At 66.1% G+C, this 16,208-nt stretch carries 13 protein-coding genes; 6 read left to right on the top strand and 7 right to left on the bottom strand.

All coding sequences use genetic code 11. The annotated features are described in order from the left end of the window. Window positions 1-4: 4 nt before the first annotated feature. Entirely contained in the window at window positions 5-685 is a 681-nt protein-coding gene (locus NFC73_RS04410) for a DUF4245 domain-containing protein (RefSeq protein WP_254748249.1), read from the bottom strand. A 219-nt stretch (window positions 686-904) separates the two neighbouring features. Here NFC73_RS04410 and glpX point away from each other — a divergent pair, with 219 nt between their 5' ends. Together glpX and NFC73_RS04400 are read left to right on the top strand one after the other, a co-directional pair. Beyond that, the gene (gene glpX / locus NFC73_RS04405; protein ID WP_181037131.1) at window positions 905-1,927 is read left to right on the top strand and encodes a class II fructose-bisphosphatase; all 1,023 of its coding nucleotides are present in this window, start codon (window positions 905-907) and stop codon (window positions 1,925-1,927) included. A gap of 470 nt (window positions 1,928-2,397) precedes the next feature. Beyond that, entirely contained in the window at window positions 2,398-3,027 is a 630-nt protein-coding gene (locus NFC73_RS04400; RefSeq protein WP_254747912.1) for an endonuclease domain-containing protein, read from the top strand. A gap of 59 nt (window positions 3,028-3,086) precedes the next feature. Here the strand turns inward: NFC73_RS04400 and NFC73_RS04395 are convergent, their stop codons facing one another. From NFC73_RS04395 to NFC73_RS04375, 5 genes are all read right to left on the bottom strand, one after another. Next, entirely contained in the window at window positions 3,087-4,061 is a 975-nt protein-coding gene (locus NFC73_RS04395; protein WP_254747910.1) for a lipid II:glycine glycyltransferase FemX, read from the bottom strand. 3 nt (window positions 4,062-4,064) lie between these two features. Beyond that, a complete protein-coding gene (gene manA, locus NFC73_RS04390) occupies window positions 4,065-5,315 on the bottom strand; it encodes a mannose-6-phosphate isomerase, class I (RefSeq protein ID WP_254747908.1) in 1,251 nt (416 codons plus the stop codon). A 79-nt stretch (window positions 5,316-5,394) separates the two neighbouring features. Further along, window positions 5,395-7,041: an LCP family protein gene (locus NFC73_RS04385; protein ID WP_254747906.1), complete on the bottom strand. Its 1,647-nt coding sequence runs from the start codon at window positions 7,039-7,041 to the stop codon at window positions 5,395-5,397. Between the two features lie 10 nt (window positions 7,042-7,051). Continuing rightward, on the bottom strand, window positions 7,052-7,630 hold the full coding sequence (gene purE / locus NFC73_RS04380) for a 5-(carboxyamino)imidazole ribonucleotide mutase (protein WP_254747905.1): 579 nt from the start codon (window positions 7,628-7,630) through the stop codon (window positions 7,052-7,054). Continuing rightward, window positions 7,627-8,823 carry a 5-(carboxyamino)imidazole ribonucleotide synthase gene (locus NFC73_RS04375; RefSeq protein ID WP_308292646.1) on the bottom strand — a complete coding sequence of 399 codons (1,197 nt, stop codon included), beginning with the start codon at window positions 8,821-8,823 and terminating at the stop codon, window positions 7,627-7,629. The genes purE and NFC73_RS04375 overlap by 4 nt, the downstream gene beginning before the upstream one ends. A gap of 173 nt (window positions 8,824-8,996) precedes the next feature. Here NFC73_RS04375 and NFC73_RS04370 point away from each other — a divergent pair, with 173 nt between their 5' ends. Next, window positions 8,997-9,581 carry a GtrA family protein gene (locus NFC73_RS04370; protein ID WP_254747904.1) on the top strand — a complete coding sequence of 195 codons (585 nt, stop codon included), beginning with the start codon at window positions 8,997-8,999 and terminating at the stop codon, window positions 9,579-9,581. Between the two features lie 19 nt (window positions 9,582-9,600). On the opposite strand, the gene NFC73_RS04365 is transcribed toward NFC73_RS04370, so the two are convergent. Beyond that, window positions 9,601-10,299 carry a TIGR03089 family protein gene (locus tag NFC73_RS04365; RefSeq protein WP_104061000.1) on the bottom strand — a complete coding sequence of 233 codons (699 nt, stop codon included), beginning with the start codon at window positions 10,297-10,299 and terminating at the stop codon, window positions 9,601-9,603. Between the two features lie 412 nt (window positions 10,300-10,711). On the opposite strand from NFC73_RS04365, the gene NFC73_RS04360 reads away from it, so the two are divergent. From NFC73_RS04360 to NFC73_RS04350, 3 genes are read left to right on the top strand one after another with little or no spacing between them, the layout of a single operon-like run. Continuing rightward, window positions 10,712-11,257, top strand: a complete 546-nt coding sequence (locus NFC73_RS04360; protein ID WP_254747903.1) for a WhiB family transcriptional regulator — start codon at window positions 10,712-10,714, stop codon at window positions 11,255-11,257. A 29-nt stretch (window positions 11,258-11,286) separates the two neighbouring features. Next, window positions 11,287-14,619, top strand: coding sequence for a glycosyltransferase family 2 protein (locus NFC73_RS04355; RefSeq protein ID WP_254747902.1), 3,333 nt, complete (start codon window positions 11,287-11,289; stop codon window positions 14,617-14,619). After that, entirely contained in the window at window positions 14,612-16,204 is a 1,593-nt protein-coding gene (locus tag NFC73_RS04350) for a DUF5719 family protein (protein WP_254747901.1), read from the top strand. Before NFC73_RS04355 ends, NFC73_RS04350 begins: the two co-directional genes overlap by 8 nt. Window positions 16,205-16,208 lie beyond the last annotated feature (4 nt).

Raw genomic sequence — 16,208 nt, 5'->3', positions numbered from 1 at the left:
TACTTTACGGGGCGGTGCTGGCTGACGGTGAAACTGTGACGGCCGGGTTGGCTTCCATGGACTGCACGACGGCGGTGGCGAGTTCGGCAAATTCGTCCAGCTGGGCGCTTCCCGTCAGGACAACGGTGGTTCCGCGGTAATTCAGCACCATGCTCTTCTCGCCTTTGCCGGTGTCACGCAGCTCCCAGTCCTGTCCGCCCGCCGCCCGCGTTCCCGTCACGGGGGCGCTCTTGGTCTGCTGGACGAGCCAGGTGGGGTTGGGCTGGCGGGTCTGGACCAGGCCGATGAAGGACTCGTTCGGTGTCAGGTAGCCAACTTCCCAGGTGGGAACGCCGCTGCCGCTGCCCGACTCCCACCGGGCGTAGTTGGACGTGAACGACTTGCCGGTGTCCGGTGTTACGGGTGTGAATCCCGCCACATCCGTGGCGTTCCGGGCCACTGCGCCGACGTCGATGTTCGGGCGGAATCCGTCGCTCTTGGGGAGGGGGTTCATCAGGATGATGGGCAGGAAGGCGGCGATGCTGACCACCAGGGCAACGATCATGCCGATCACGGAGGCATTGGCGCGCTTCGCCGCGGCGGCCGGGATTACTGGGCGGACAGGGGCTGCGTCGGCCGTGCCGGCGCCGTCGCCTTTAGCTCCGGAATCGGAGGGGTTGGGCCCGGGGCTGGTTTTTTCCTGCATTTCACTCACCCCTCTATAGTCGCCCATGTTTACGCGCAACTCACAGTCGGGGGAATGGGGGGAGGCTCAAGGCCATGTTGCAGGACTGCGTCATGCCACGCCCCGGAGGCGCTGCCACGACTATGATCAGTACCAGAGGAATCACCGCACCGGCTGAATCCGGCCGAGCGGGTCCAATGATCGCCACTCGAAGAAGAGGTTCACGTGTCACCAGCGCCTATGACCCAGCAGTACTCCACGATTTCCCCCTCCCTGGCTGTGGGCATCGACGAGCCAGACCGCAACCTCGCCCTTGAGCTTGTCCGCGTCACCGAGGCCGCGGCCATCGCCGGCGGCCACTGGGTTGGTTTCGGCGACAAGAACAAAGCCGACGGCGCGGCCGTTGACGCCATGCGCTCCTTCCTTCACACGGTCCACTTCAACGGCGTTGTGGTCATCGGCGAAGGCGAAAAAGACGAAGCCCCCATGCTGTTCAACGGCGAACATGTTGGCGACGGCACCGGTCCTGAGTGCGACGTTGCCGTGGACCCCATTGACGGCACCCGCCTGACCGCGCTCGGCATCAACAACGCCCTGGCAGTCCTCGCCGTGGCGGAGCGCGGCTCCATGTTCGATCCGTCCGCTGTTTTCTACATGGAGAAGCTCGTCACCGGCCCGGAAGCCGCCGACATGGTGGACCTCCGCTTGCCGGTCAAGCAGAACCTGCACCTCATCGCCAAGGCGAAGGGCGTGAAGGTCAACCAGCTCAACGTCATGATCCTTGACCGTGACCGCCACCGCCCGCTGGTCGAAGAGATCCGCGAAGCCGGTGCGCGCACCAAGTTCATCATGGACGGCGACGTTGCCGGCGCCATCGCAGCGGCCCGCTCCGGAACCGGCGTTGACGCCCTCATGGGTATCGGCGGCACCCCCGAAGGCATCGTGGCCGCCTGTGCCATCAAGTCCCTGGGCGGCGTTATCCAGGGCCGCCTGTGGCCCACCTCGGATGACGAGAAGCAGAAGGCCATCGACGCCGGCCACGACCTGGACCGCGTGCTGTCCACCAATGACCTCGTGTCCAGCGACAACTGCTACTTCGCGGCTACCGGCATAACCGACGGAGACCTCCTCAAGGGCGTCCGCTACTCCAAGGACAAGGTCCTCACGCAGTCCATCGTGATGCGCTCCAAGTCCGGCACCATCCGCTTCGTTGACGGCGAGCACCAGGCCAGCAAGTGGGAAGGCTACGCCCGCAAGAACTAGCAGGTTCTTTACCCCGCGTACTCCTGCGCGAACTGGCAGCTAATGACCCCAAATGCCTGATTTGGCGTCATCAGCTGCCAGTTCGCGTTTCAGCAGGCAACCCAGCCTGTGGATAACGCGGACCGCAGGCCGGAATCGGTCCACAATGGAGCATGTCCCGGACGCCCATGCCTCCCCAGCTCCCGCACGGATCATTTCTTGTTGCCGATGCAGAGGCCCTGGGCCTCACTCGGAGACAGCTGAGGGAGGGTATTGTCACGCCCTCGCGCGGCATCAGACTGCCGCTGGACAGCACGGGAAGTGTCGCAGATAACATCCGCGCCTACAGCCGCCTTGACCCCAGCTGCGTCCTGACTCACTCCACCAGCGCGCGGATTTGCGGAGTATGCCTCCCGGCTTGGCTGGAGCAGGACTGGAGGATCCACATTGCCCGGCCTGCAGACGGCTGCAAGCCGCGCCGCAGGAACGTTGTGGGTCACCAACTGTCGTTCAAGCCCGGCGAGGTCGTATCGATCGACGGCGTTCGGCTCACGTCACCGGCCCGCACCTGGCTCGACCTCGCCCCCATGCTGGACCTCAACGACCTTGTCGCGGCCGGTGATTCCATTGTCGTCAGCCATGGAGATGACTTCCCGGTGCCACGGAAGCCGCTGGCAACTGTTGCCGACCTGAGGCACATGGTGGGTCATCATCCGGGCATGCGCGGGGTGAAAACGGCGCGGCTGGCTTTGGATCTGCTCAGGGTGGGGGCGGACTCTGCACCCGAAAGCCTGATGCGGCTTGCCCTGGTACAGGCCGGACTTCCCGAACCGACATTGAATATTGTGCTCCGCAACGGGCTGGGTCACCCTGTGGTCTGGCCGGATGCTGCCTACCCGGAGTATCGGATCGCACTGCAATATGACGGCGTCCACCACAGCGATCCTGACCAGTACCGCCGCGATATCAAGCGGCAGGGCCTGACTGAAGGTCTGGGCTGGCGAGAAATCCGTGTCCAGAAGAGTGACCTGGAAGGGGATAGGCCCTTCGTCGTCGAAAAAGTGCGGGCGGTCCTGAGCGGTTCGTCGGCCCGCACCGCGTGGGAACGAACTGGCAGCTGATGACCTCAAACCTCGGATTTGAGGGTATTAGCTGCCAGTTCGCGCGGGGGTGCGGGGGCTTAAGCGTCCGTTCGCGCCGGGCGCGCGGAGGCGGAGCGGAGGGCGCGAAGCTTGTCGCGCAGCTTGCGGGCCAGCTGGTACGCGTTGTACCGGAGCTTTTGAACGGGGAGGTCCCAAGTGCCGGGGTACGCCACTTCATGGCCGCCGAAGGACTTCTTGAACGCGGTGAAACCTGACCATTTGTGGTCGGGCTGGTCCGCGGGCGCGACACCCCACAGGTCCACGTGTTTCAGGCCGCGGTCCTTGGCATCTGCCATCAGGGTCACCAGGAGCGGTATCCCCGCGCTGAGCTTGCGGTGTGTGTCATCCAGGGCTGCGTGGGCGTAGGTCCGGGTATCCGCGGAATCGTAGGCTAAGGCCGCTGCGATGGGACCGCCGTGCAGTTCGGCGATGAACAGCGTCGCAGCGCCCGCCGGCATGAGGGAGGCCGCCACCTGCGTCAGGTATGCGTCGCTCTGCGGCTTGAATCCGTTCCGCCGGGATGTCATGTGCAGGAAGTTCAGGAGGATCCTGATGTCATCCGGGTCCTGTGACGCCCGGAAGGTGACGCCCTTCTTGTGGATGTTCCGGTAGAGGTTCCGGTTCACGGGCTTCATCGCGGCGAGGACATCCTTGAAGTCACCTTCGAGGTCCACGATCCAGCTGAGTTCGGGCTGCTGGTTCACGGGTGCCGGCTGCAAGCCGCGCCGACTGAGCTCCGTAGCGGCTGGCATCTCAAGCCCGGCGGACACCGGCTCGATCCGGACAAACACAGCGCCGCACGATCTGGCCGTTGCCACCAGGGCGGCCAGGGCGGCGTCGAACGCCTCCGCGGAGGATGCTACCGGCCCGTAGGGGGCGTAGAGGACCTTTCCGGCCGGGTTTTTCTCCTCGACGGCCAGGAAGCTCCAGCCCGGGCCGGATTGCTGATGGACTGTGCGGCCCAGCGACGACTGGACATCTGCCCAAGCGGGCGTCTGCAGGAAGAATTCCACGGCTTAGGCCTTCATGGATGTGGTCACGGCGAAGGCAACGGCAGGGGTCTCGGCACCGGCCACCGGGTGGACATTGACCGGTGCTTCCGCGGCGGGAAGGAAAGCGCTGCCCCCGCGGGCCAGCTGCAGGTCGCCCTTGGGCGAATCGAGATACACCGATCCGGAAACGACAATAACGACGACGGCACCCGCCTGGGCCAGCGGCACCGGCTCCGCGCCGGGTGCCAGTTCGATCCGCTGAAGCTGGAACTCCCGGAAGGGCGGCTGGTACAGCTCCTGGCCGAGGCCGGAGAATTCCGGCGTGAGCATCGGCACCGCCACCGGCTGGAATTCGATGGTCCGCAGCAGCTCCGGCACATCGATGTACTTCGGCGTCAGCCCGCCGCGGAGCACGTTGTCCGAGGACGCCATGACTTCAACACCCAAGCCGTGCAGGTACGCGTGCACGTTGCCCGCGGGGAGGTAGACGGCCTCGCCGGGGGCCAGCGAAATCCTGTTCAGCAGCAGCGAAATCAGCACGCCGGGATCACCCGGGTATTTCTCGTTGAGGCTGATGACCGTGGACAGTTCCGCCTGGTACGGTGCCAGCGGAGCGCTGGAGGTCAGGGCCGCGGCCACCATCGCTGTGGTGTGGGAGACGTCTTCGCCGCCCGTGATCAGGCGCTCGAAGGCGCTCCTGAGTCCGGCACCCTCGTCCGGGTTCTCCAGGACCTCAAGCAGCTCCACGAGCAGGGGCGGGACCCCGGATTCCACCAGGTCGAAGCAGGCGGCAAGGTGGAGCAGAATCTTCCGGGTTGCAGCCGGTGCCCGGAACCCGCACAACGCGTCGAACGGCGTCAGCGCGAAGATCATTTCGGGCTTGTGGTTGTCATCGCGGTAGTTGCGGTGCGCGGCGTCGGGTGCAATGCCTTCAGCATTCTCCCGGGCGAATCCCGCTTTGGCCTGTTCGATGCTGGGATGGACCTGGAGGGACAACGGCAGCGCGGCAGCAAGGATCTTGGTCAGGAACGGGAGCCGTGGGCCAAACTCGGCCACAGATTCGCTGCCCAGGAAGTGTTCCGGATCTTCGGCAATCAAGGCATCCAGCGGTGCCACGGAGCCGTCCACCCGGCGGGCCATCGAGGGGGCACCGGGGTGGGCGCCGATCCAGAGTTCGGCTTCCGGCCGGCCGGACTCGGGGCGTCCCAGCAGCCCGGCGATGGCCGTGGTGGATCCCCAGGCGTAGTCGCGGAGGACGTTCTCAATTTCGTACACAGCCAGTGTCCGTTCTTGGTTTTCGGTTCGGTGGTTCTACGCAGTCAGGGTTCTATGCAGTCAGGACGGCAGCGGGAGCCTACTGCGGCGCACATTGTCCGTTGGTGGCCACGAGTTGGCGGATAGCTTCCTCATTACCCTCGCGCTTGAGCTGGTTCAGCAGTTCCTCGGTGATCGGTTCGCCGTCGGGCGTGGTAGTCACGGGGGTGAAGTCCGACGACGGCGGGGCAGTCTGCGCGCGGGCGCCACCGGCTGCCAGGAACGCAGCCGGGCTCAACTGTGCGGCCGCCTGCAGCCGTCCGCCGGCCGAGGCGGGCTCAACGAGACCGTCAACGGGTGCGGCAGCCTCTGGGCCCGAGGCTGATGCCAGCAGCTGGTCCACCTTGGCGTGGATGATGTCAAAGTCAGGCACCGTGGAGAAGGACGCGTCGAAGTCGGGCGGGCCGATGGTGAGCCGTTTGGCCTCCAGCCCCTTGGCCTTCATGGCGAGGTCCACAAAGCTGCCCAGCTGGGACGAGGAGATGTTGGACTCCACAACCTTGGTGCCTGCGCTGGCGATGTCCTCGAATTTGGACAGCAGCTTGGCAGGGTCCAGCTGCTTCAGCATGGCCTGCTGGACACACTGCTGACGCTGGATCCGGGAATAGTCGTCGACGTATTCGCGGGACCTGCCGTACCAGAGGGCGTGCTCGCCATCGAGAGTTTGTTCACCGGCAGGAATCCAGCCCAATGGCATGCCATGGGTGCGGGTGGCCTCGTCGAAGTATCCGCTCATCGGAACCCAGCCGCCGGCCTTGATTTTGATGCCGCCCATCGCGTCAATGAGTTTGGCGAAGCCCGCCATGTCCACCAGGACGTAGGCCTGGACAGTAATGCCCAGCGTTCCTGAGACTGCTTCGAGAGTCGCCTGCGCACCGGGGTCGTCCACACCGGGGTAGAGGTCGGCGTAGTCATTCGTCACTTCGGTGTTGATGGCGTTGATGAGGCATGCGTCGCCGCAGTCGTAGCCGTCCGGGTAGATCTCGCGCATCGGCGAGCCTTCGCTGAACTGGGCGTTCTGCAGGTTGCGCGGCACGGAGATGATGGCTGTCTGGCCGGTCTTTGCGTCCACGCTGAGTACGGACAGGCTGTCCGGGCGCCTGCCTGTACGGTCGTCGCCGGCGTCACCGCCCATCATCAGGAAGTTGTAGCGGCCGTCCACGGGATCGAGCGCTGGTCCCCCCGCGAAGATGCTGCCGATGGCGTTGCGGCTCACGTTCAGCAGGTACGCGGCATACCCAAGGGTGCCGCTGCTCAGGACCAGGGCGAGGACCAGGGCAATGCCGACGGCGGGACGTGCCGCCGGTGCCAGCAGAACGGGGCGGATCAGCCGGAGGGTGTTGATGAACAGGAACGCCCATCCGAGCGCCAGGGCCACCAGGACGAGGATGATCACCAGCGAGGCAAACTGATTGGTGAGGATGTTGATCAGGAGCGACCGGTTCACAGCCAGGAGCAGCAGGGTGACCGCCAGTAAGGCCCAGGCGGTCAGGGTGACGCGCAGGGCAATACGGCCGAGCTTGCGGTCGCCGGCCACAATCTGGGCGCTGCCGGGCACCAGAAGGGTCATCAGGACCAGGGCAAAGCCCCGTTTGGTCCGGACAGGGCCTGAGGCGCTGGTCGGATACCGGACGGGATCAGTCATGACCTTGCCGGTGGCTGGCTGCTGCGGTTCGCTTCGGGACATGACCGGTTCCTTAACGGCTGCCCCGGAGAACACCATTGCCGTCGGCGAAGACTTCGCTGACTTTCTGCCTGAGGTTGGCTCCCTTGCGGGTGGCGACGTCGTTGAGTTCCTGGGCGAAGTCCAGGAGGTCGGCGCGGAGCGTAGCTGCCAGTTCGTCCGTGCCCGAGGCGAGGATCCGGACTGCCAGCAGGCCTGCGTTTCGGGCACCGGCAATGGACACGGTGGCTACGGGAACGCCGGCCGGCATTTGCACGATGGAGAGGAGGGAATCCATGCCGTCCAGGGTCTTCAGCGGGACCGGGACGCCAATAACGGGCAAGGGAGTCACGCTTGCCAGCATGCCGGGAAGGTGGGCAGCTCCGCCGGCGCCCGCGATGATGACCCGCAGCCCGCGTTCGTGGGCGGTCTGGCCGTACCGGATCATTTCGGTGGGCATCCGGTGTGCGGAGACCACATCGGCTTCAAAGGGGATGCCGAACTCAGCCAATGCATCCGCGGCGGCCTCCATGACCGGCCAATCCGAGTCTGAGCCCATGACCAGCCCAACGATGGGACGGGGGGTGGTGCCGGTGGTGGTTTCGGTGGTCATGCGTTCTCCTCGGAAATCCGTGCTGATTCTTCGGTGGGAACCCGGCCGTCGCGGATGATGGCCGCCACCCGGGTTGCGCGTTGCCGGACCGAGTCCACATCATCCGTGGAGGTCCCTACGAGGTTGACATGGCCAATCTTGCGTCCCGGACGCACTGATTTTCCGTAGCAGTGGACCTTGGCGGCCGGCTCGCTGGCGAGGGCTGTCGGGTAGGCGGAAAACAGATCCTGGTTGTCGCCGCCCAGAAAGTTTTTCATGACCACTACCGGGCCCAGGATGTCGGTGGCACCCAGCGGCAGGTCCAGGACCGCCCGCAGGTGCTGCTCAAACTGGCTCGTAACCGAACCGTCCTGGGTCCAGTGGCCGGTGTTGTGGGGGCGCATCGCGAGTTCGTTGATCAGGAAGCCGACGCCGGAGCCCGGTGTTTCAAAGAGTTCCGCCGCCATGACTCCGGTGACGCCCAGTTCCGTGGCGACACGCAGTGCCGCGTCTTCCGCAGCTGCGGCGACCTCGAGGGGGATGTCAAGGGCAGGGGCGATGACTTCGTCGCAGACGCCGTCGACCTGGATCGTGTGCACCACCGGCCAGGCTCTTGCTTCGCCGCCCGGGGTCCGCGCCACCAGCGCGGACAGTTCGCGGCTGAACTCAACTTTGGCTTCGGCGAGGAGCGGGCTCATGGCCTCGAACCACGGAGCGGCCTCTTCGGCGGCCTCGGCGGAGTCGATGATCCGCACGCCCTTTCCGTCGTAGCCGCCGCGGGGCATCTTGAGGACAACCGGCCAACCCGTTTCTTCGCCGAAGTCCACGAGCGCGGCGACGTCAGCGACAGCAGCCCAGATGGGGTTTGGGAGCCCAAGGCTGTCGATGGCAGCCCTCATCACCAGTTTGTCCTGGGCATTAACCAGCGCGTCCGGACCGGGCTGGACATTCACGCCAGCGGCCAAAAGCGCGCGGAGGTGGTCCGTGGGGACGTGTTCGTGGTCGAACGTCATAACATCCAGGCCGTCCGCGAAGTCGAGGAGAGTCTGGAGGTCCTTGTAGTCACCCACCGGTGAAGTGGACACAGCCGACACGGCTGAACCGTCCTCAGCCTCAGCCAGGACGCGGAGTTCAAAGCCGAGGGCGGTAGCGGCCGGGGCCATCATGCGCGCGAGTTGGCCGCCGCCAACTACGCCGATTACTGGAAAAGTCACATATGCCAGCCTACAGAAAAGCTCACCGGATCCGGGCTTTGGGACGTCGAAGGGCCCGCTTTTCGGGTATTTTCGCGGTAACCCTTCGCTCCGTGTGGGGCGGGTTCACCGATTTCGGGTCTAAAATAGACCTCTGGCCGTGTGGCCCAATGAACTGACGGCCATGGAGGGTCATGTTTAGCGCACTTGCAGATCGTATCCGGGGGCTCGCCTCGCTATTTTGGCGTGAAGTGGCCAAGTTCGGAGCCGTGGGCGGTGTGGCCTTCGTCATTGACTCGGCCATCTTCATCTGGCTGTTCACCGGACCGATGCACAGCAGCGAGGTCTGGGCCAAAGCGGTGGCAACCATCGTGGCAAGCATCTTCTCGTGGGTGGCCAATCGTTACTGGACGTTCAGACACCGCAAGCAGGCCAATGTGGCCCGTGAGGCCGCGCTGTTCGCCGTCATGAACCTGGTGGGACTGCTGATCGCCTCAGGCTGCGTCTGGTTCGCGAAGTACATCCTGGACCTGAACGACAAGCCCTCGCTCTTTATTGCCGGCAGCGTCGTGGGCCTGGTCCTGGGCACCATCTTCCGCTTCTTCGCATACCGGTTCTGGGTCTTCAACGAAGAACTGGATCAGGAGCCGGAGTTCTCCCACGACCACGAGCTTATCGAACGGCACCATCGTGAGAAGGCAGCTGCCGCTGCTGCCGTCGCCCAGCACGGGGAACAGCCGGAGGCAGACTCACCGGAAAGCCGCCGGCAGCAGTCCTAACCCGGCCGTGCCGGGAAAGCTACTTGCCGTGGATGCGTTCCGCGGCCAGCAGCTTGTCCGTCAGCTCCACATCGGCGTGGGCCAGCACCACTGAACCACCGTTGTGCCACGCGCCGAGTGAGTTCGCCAGCGCCGGCTCCAGCCCTTCAGAGGCCGGAACCAGAAGCCTGACACCTTCCTCATGCGGCGCCGCAAAACCAGTGATCAGGCTTTCGTGGATGTGCCGTTGGCCTCCGCCAGCCCGAATGGCACAACCGGCCGCCGAAGGGTCCGTGTGCGCCATAAAGACGTCGCCGTGGGAGCGCACCTCGGCGGCGTAGTCGATGACCCCGGCAGGCAGGTCACCAGGCCACCGCATCGCCAGGGCTGGCAGCGCGACGGCGATAACGGCGTCGTGCTTCCGCTCAACTGTTCCGGGCCTGTCGGTGACCAGGAGCTCCGCCTCCCCGCCGTCCAGGACTGTTTCCATGCCCAGCTGCCAAGCGGCCAGTGCCCAGATCATGGACTTCCAGTGGGCCGGCAGGTCAAGAGTCAGTCGCATGCCGGGCTCGGCGTCGAGTTCGTCCTGCAGCAGATTGCTGGTTTTTGCCACCCAGTTGTCCAGCACGCGACCGGAGAGTTCCACGCGCTCCGAGTCCGGGCCGTACCAGGTCAGGCGGGGCGAAGTGGCGTGGCCGGAACGCAGGGTGGTCATCAGATCTATCGCCGGGATGCTCATGGCTTTATCTTGTCACGGACCCAGTGGGGTGTCCTTGGCGGGGATGGCGGCACCGAGTCCGCAAGGGTCCAGGTCGGGTCCGGCCCGGCTGTGATGTTACTCACAGAAGTTTGTCATCCTATTTGTCTAATTCGGGCTTCGCCTGTATTTTTGGCAGCTATTCAGCGGAAACGGGAGCTTTTGGCCGCCGATGCGGACCGCCGGGCCTCCGACGCGCCGGACCTTCGGAAAACTCCCGGGCGTGGCGTGACCGGGATTGGGCCGGAAAGTTGATTATTATCCGTCCACGGCTTGACTCCCCAGTAGTTACACGCGTGTAATTAGATATCGAAAGTCACTGCATAAATACGGACACGCAACCGAGTGTCCACGGTATTCAGGCAAGGGCTGCAACATTTTGGGGAGGGTCGCCGTGGGGCAAGCAGAGCGTATCCATGAAGATGCCGTCGTCGCCGGACTGGCAACGGCAAAATACCGCGCACGGGGGGTTCCGAGCGACTGGTACGTCGATCCCGCGGATCCCGAGGCCGCGGACCGTTACAACCGAAATACCAAAGACCCCCTCCAGGACCAGGCCACAGCCTTCCTGGCGGCGCACGAAGCACTCCTTGACGGCGGACACGACCAGGACGATGACGACCTGGATCCGCCTATGGAACTGCGCACGCCGGCACAGGGAACAAGTTCCCAGCCGGTGTGGATCGGACTGCCGTTCAGGCAGGACTTCGACGACGAAGGTGAACTCGGCTGGCAGACTGATGCATTGTGCGCGCAAACGGATCCGGAAGCCTTCTTCCCGGAGAAGGGCGGATCCACGCGCGACGCCAAGAAGGTCTGCGGTGCATGCAATGTTCGGTCGCAGTGCCTGGAATACGCGCTGGCAAACGACGAACGGTTTGGCATTTGGGGTGGCCTTTCCGAGCGTGAGCGCCGGCGGCTAAGGAAGCGAGCAATCTAATTCTTCAGGAAGTACATGTCACTGCCGTTGTGGTGTCCCACAACGGCAGTGCCTATCTCCCCAGAACCCTGGCTGCCCTCGCGGACCAGACCCGGCCCGCGGACTCCCTCATCGGAGTGGACACCGGATCCCGCGACGACTCCGCTGTCCTCCTGGAACGGGCCTTCGGCGCAACCAATGTGAGCACCTTTCCGCCCGGCAAGAGCGGCATGGGCGGCGCCGTGCGCGCCGGGCTCAACAAGCACGCGCCCTGGGAAGGCCAGTCCCAGCGCGCCGCCACAGAGTGGGTCTGGCTGCTGCACGACGACGCGGCCCCGGCCCCCGAGGCGCTGGCCGAACTCCTCAGTGCCGTGGAGCGCGCACCATCCGTGACAGTGGCCGGCTGCAAGCAACTGGACTGGCACTCGGAACGCCGGCTGATCGACGTCGGACTCTCCACCAGCCGCTGGGCCGAGCGGCTTACCCTGATCGATGCCGACGAACTGGACCAGGGCCAGTACAACGGCCGCACGGACGCGTTTGCGGTGAACTCGGCCGGCATGCTGGTCCGCCGTGATATCTGGGAACTCCTGAAGGGCTTCGACCCCGCACTGCCGGGCACCGGCGACGACGTCGACTTCTGCTGGCGCAACCGCCTCGCCGGGCACCGTGTGGTGGTAGTTCCCACTGCGCGGATGTTCCACGTCGCCCACCGGCCGCATGCCCAGGGAAACGCTTCCGCGGCGCGAAAAGCCCAGGTCCATCTGCGCCTCAAGCACGCCCCGCTGTGGAAGGTGCCTGTCCATGCGGTGGGCGCGCTGCTTGGCAGCATCTTCAAACTCGTACTCAGCATTGCGGTCAAGGATCCCGGGCACGGTTTCTCCCAGCTTGTGGCCACGTTCGCTGCCCTGGCCCGGCCCGGTGCTGTGGCAAAGGCCCGCCGGACCGCGGCAAACAGCCGGCGGATCCGGCGGTCCGTCATCAAGAAGCTGCAGACGCCCCGGCGTGAAGTCTGGAACCACCGCCGGTCCCTGATGGAAGCCCTGGGCGCCGACAACTCCACGGCCGATGGCCTGGTTCAGGACCCCCTGGCGGACCAGCCCACGGGGGACTCATCAGATGACTTCGCTGCCCTGACCACCACCGAACGGGGTTGGGTGGGGACCGGCGCCATCGCCGCCATCATCATCGCGTCCGCGTCTTCCCTCACGGCGCTCACCGGGATGTTCCGGGCCGACGCTGTTTCCGGTGGAGGCCTCATTCCGGTGTCCTCCACCCTTGGCGAAATCTGGCACCACGCCTCCAGCTGGTGGATCAGCCTGGGTGCAGGGCTTCCGGGCAAGGGCGACCCCTTCGGCTATGTGCTGTGGATCCTTGGCCTGCTCGGCGGCGGAGACGCCAACGCGGCGATGGCCTGGCTCCTGCTGCTCGCCGCCCCGCTTTCCGGCCTGACCGCATGGTTGGCGGCCGGGGCCCTGACCATCCGGCGCCGCTTCCGCCTCGTTGCCGCACTCTTCTGGGCGGCCGCTCCCGCCTTGCAGATAGCACTGAACCAGGGCCGGGCCGGTGCCCTGGTGGCCCACATCATGATCCCGCTGCTCGTCCTGGCACTCCTGCGCGCCACCGGGTCCGCCGTGGGCCACGGACGGTTCACTGTGCCGTCCCCGGATGACCGGCGTTTCACCGAAAAACCACCCGCACGGCCCGGGATCAACGGCATGCCGTCCTGGACTGCCGCCGCCGCCGCAGGGTTGACGCTGGGTGTTGTGACCGCGTCAGCACCTTCCCTGCTCGTCCCGGCCGTTGTGGTTATTGTCCTCTGCGGGCTGATGCTTGGCCGTCGGGGCCGCACCGTGTGGTGGGCTCTATTGCCCAGCGCCGCGCTCTTTCTTCCCTTCGGGCTGTCCGTTATCGACCGGCCGCGGGCATTGCTGGCGGACCCGGGTGTTCCGCTGGGATTCGAAGCGGCCCCGCTGTGGCAGCAGTTCCTGGGCCAGCCGCTGCTGTTCTCCGCCGAAGGTGGCCTGTCCGGTCTTCCGTTCTTCAGCGGCCAGGCGATCCCCTGGGCACTCGTGCTGGCACTGCTGCTGGCCGTTCCCGTCCTGCTGCTTGCCGTTGCCGCCCTGTTCCTCCCGGGTCAGCGCAGCAGGACAGCACGTGTTCTCTGGGTGGCGGCTCTGGTGATCTTCGCCGGTGGCTGGCTCGCAGGACACGTTGCCACCGGCGCAACTGCCGACACCCTCGTGACACCTTTCACCGGTCCCGCCGTTTCCGCCGCAGGGTTCGCCCTGCTGGGAGCCGCCCTGATCGGTGCCGAGCGTTTGCTTGATGCCGCGGACAGGGCAGCCTCGCCGAGCATTCGGCGCAATGTGGCCCTTCGCTCCGCGACGGCCCTTGCCATGGTGGTGCTGCTGGCCGGTCCGCTGGCCGGCATGGCGGTGTGGTCGGCCCAGAACCTGCTACGTTCCCCAGCCGTTGCCCTCCCGGCCGACGTGCCGGCAGGGCCCGCGCTGGGAACGCCACGGCTGGTGCAGCCCGGCAGCGCCCGGACGCTTCCCGCTACCGCCATAGACCGTGGCACCGGGCCGGAACAGACACGCACGCTGCTGATCAGCACCCAGGAGAACGGCGCCTTTGACGCGGCCCTGATGCGCGGTGCCGGGACCACTCTGGACAGCCTGTCAACGATTGCCGCCGCCCGGAACATCCTGGGCGAGCCAGGCCAGGAGACGGTCAGGGAGGACGACGACGTCACGGCGTCCATCCGCAGCGTGGTGGCCACGCTGGTGGCCGGCCAAGGCGTGGACCCCCGTCCCGAGCTCGAGCGCCTTGGTGCCGGTTTTGTGGTGCTGCGCTCGGCAGACACCGCTGCCCAGCTCACGGCCAGCAGGATGGACGCAGTTCCGGGACTCGTTGCCGTCGGCCAGACGGATGTCGGCTGGCTCTGGCGGATTACACCGCTGAACCAGCCGGTACTGCAGCCCGCCGACGTCGCGCATCGCGTCAGGATCGTGGATGGCACCGGCGCCACCGTGGCCCTGGTGCCCTCCACGTACGACGACGTCGACACCCCCGTCGCCGAGGGGCCGGAAGGGCGGCTGGTGGTGCTCGCCGAACGGGCGGACCCGGGCTGGAGCGCCTGGTTCGACGGGCGGAAGCTCACTGCCACGACGTCCGGCCCGGCCCAGGCCTTTACCTTGCCTGCCGCCGCCGGGCAGCTCACCATCCGCTACGACACCCCGTGGGCCCTTTGGTCAGGAATCGCACAGATCACGGTGATAGGACTCACCGTGATGCTCGCCATTCCCATGCCCGCGCGGCGGCCCAACACAGGGCTCTCGAGGGACGAGGGATCTTTGCGTAAGGAACACCAGAATGCATAAGGACGCCGCCCGCAGGACCCCTCGCAAGCAGATGCTGGCAGGCATGGTCTCGGCCGTGGCGATTGTGGCCGCAGCCGGCGCAGGACTCGCAGCCTCCTCGGTCGTTCCGCAGCCGGTAGGGAGCCGCAGCATCCCGGCCGTGCTGGCTGCAGTTCCCGCAGGCGCCAGCACGGGGGTATGTCCTGGCCCGGCCCGCCTCCTCGAAGGAACGGAGGCGGGCACCGACCCCCAGTTCAGCCCCGAATCCGCGACCGCCAAGAGCGCTGTCACCGGCGCCGTCCTGAGCGTCCCCGGCGGTGTCCTCCCCGGCAGCAGGCTCGCCGCCCTTGACGGGACGCCCGCCGTCGAGATCGCCAAGGACGGCAGCCAGCCCGGCCAGGGGACAGGTCCCCAGGACCTGACCGCCGGCGTCATCGCCGGGCACAGCGTGGATGATGCCACCTTCCTGAGCGCCGACGCGCAGGCAGGCCAGAAGCCCTCAGCCGCCGGGCTTATGAGATTCACTGCCACCGACGGTGACCTGCAGGGCTCGGCGGCTGCCAATTGCCAGCCGCCCGCCAACGACCTCTGGCTGTCCGGTGCCAGCACCACCGTGGGCCGCACATCCCTTCTTGTCCTCAGTAACGCCTCAAGCACACCCGCTACCGTCAGCCTGGAGCTCTTCGGCAGCAAGGGTCAGATCCAGGCCCCGGGCAGCAGGGGGCTACTGGTCGCGCCGGGAGGTACGCGCTCAATCGTCCTGGCTGGCCTGGCCCCTGGTGAAGCCCAGCTCACGGTCCATGTCCGGAGCGCCGGCGGTCCGGTGGCCGCGGCCATCCAGCAGAGTGTCCTGAGGGGACTGACGCCCGGCGGCGTCGACTTCATTGCTCCGGGCGCCGCACCTGCTGCACGCCAGGTCATGACCGGAGTGGACATCCAAGACGCAGGCGCGATCTCCGCATTCACGGGAAACAGTGGCTTCAAAGACGCGGGCCCGGCGCTGGACATCACGGTTCCGGGACCGTCGGACGCGGTAGTGGAGGTCAAGCTCTTCGGCCGGGACGGCCAGAAAGCCCTCCCCGGCGGCGGCGTTGTCACGGCAAAAGCCGGGGCCGTCACCGAGATTTCCCTGGCTGGCGTCCCCGCCGGCCACTACACGGTGTCCACCAGTTCGGACGTGTCATTTGTGGCCGCAACCCGCATCACCCGGGGCGTCACGAACGGGAAGGCCTCGGACGTCGCCTGGGCTGCCTCCGGTGTCCGGCTGGGAAGCCAGCATGTGGTGCCCGTGCCCCAGGGCGGTGACCGAACCCTCGTGTTCGGCGTCCTCGAGAACCGGGCCACGGTCTCCTACGCCGCCATCACCGCGGATGGCAAGATCCGCGCGGCCGCCACTGCCGACGTCGCCGGCGGCACCACAACGTCCATCAAGGTCCCCGAGAAGGTGGACGAGTCAGTAGTGGTGGCGTATGTTGTCTCCGCGTCAGGTGACGCCGCCTACGGCGCGCTGCTCCTGCAGCAGGACGGCCGGGACGACATCTCCACGGTGGCCTTCACGCCCGCGGCTTCAGGTCAGGAAAAGGTGCCGGTCTCCCTGGGATACTGACAGG

Origin of the sequence: Pseudarthrobacter humi, from assembly GCF_024294965.1 — a bacterium.
GTDB lineage: Bacteria > Actinomycetota > Actinomycetes > Actinomycetales > Micrococcaceae > Arthrobacter > Arthrobacter humi.
Note: the sequence above shows the minus strand (reverse complement) of the source record. Positions and strands in the feature narration are given on the sequence as shown.

What these genes read in the sequence shown, in the direction of transcription:
- NFC73_RS04410 (WP_254748249.1), bottom strand. Translation starts at nt 685, where the DNA reads ATGCAGGAAAAAACCAGCCCCGGGCCCAACCCCTCCGATTCCGGAGCT.
- glpX (WP_181037131.1), top strand. Translation starts at nt 905, where the DNA reads ATGACCCAGCAGTACTCCACGATTTCCCCCTCCCTGGCTGTGGGCATC.
- NFC73_RS04385 (WP_254747906.1), bottom strand. Translation starts at nt 7,041, where the DNA reads ATGTCCCGAAGCGAACCGCAGCAGCCAGCCACCGGCAAGGTCATGACT.
- purE (WP_254747905.1), bottom strand. Translation starts at nt 7,630, where the DNA reads ATGACCACCGAAACCACCACCGGCACCACCCCCCGTCCCATCGTTGGG.
- NFC73_RS04370 (WP_254747904.1), top strand. Translation starts at nt 8,997, where the DNA reads ATGTTTAGCGCACTTGCAGATCGTATCCGGGGGCTCGCCTCGCTATTT.
- NFC73_RS04365 (WP_104061000.1), bottom strand. Translation starts at nt 10,299, where the DNA reads ATGAGCATCCCGGCGATAGATCTGATGACCACCCTGCGTTCCGGCCAC.
- NFC73_RS04350 (WP_254747901.1), top strand. Translation starts at nt 14,612, where the DNA reads ATGCATAAGGACGCCGCCCGCAGGACCCCTCGCAAGCAGATGCTGGCA.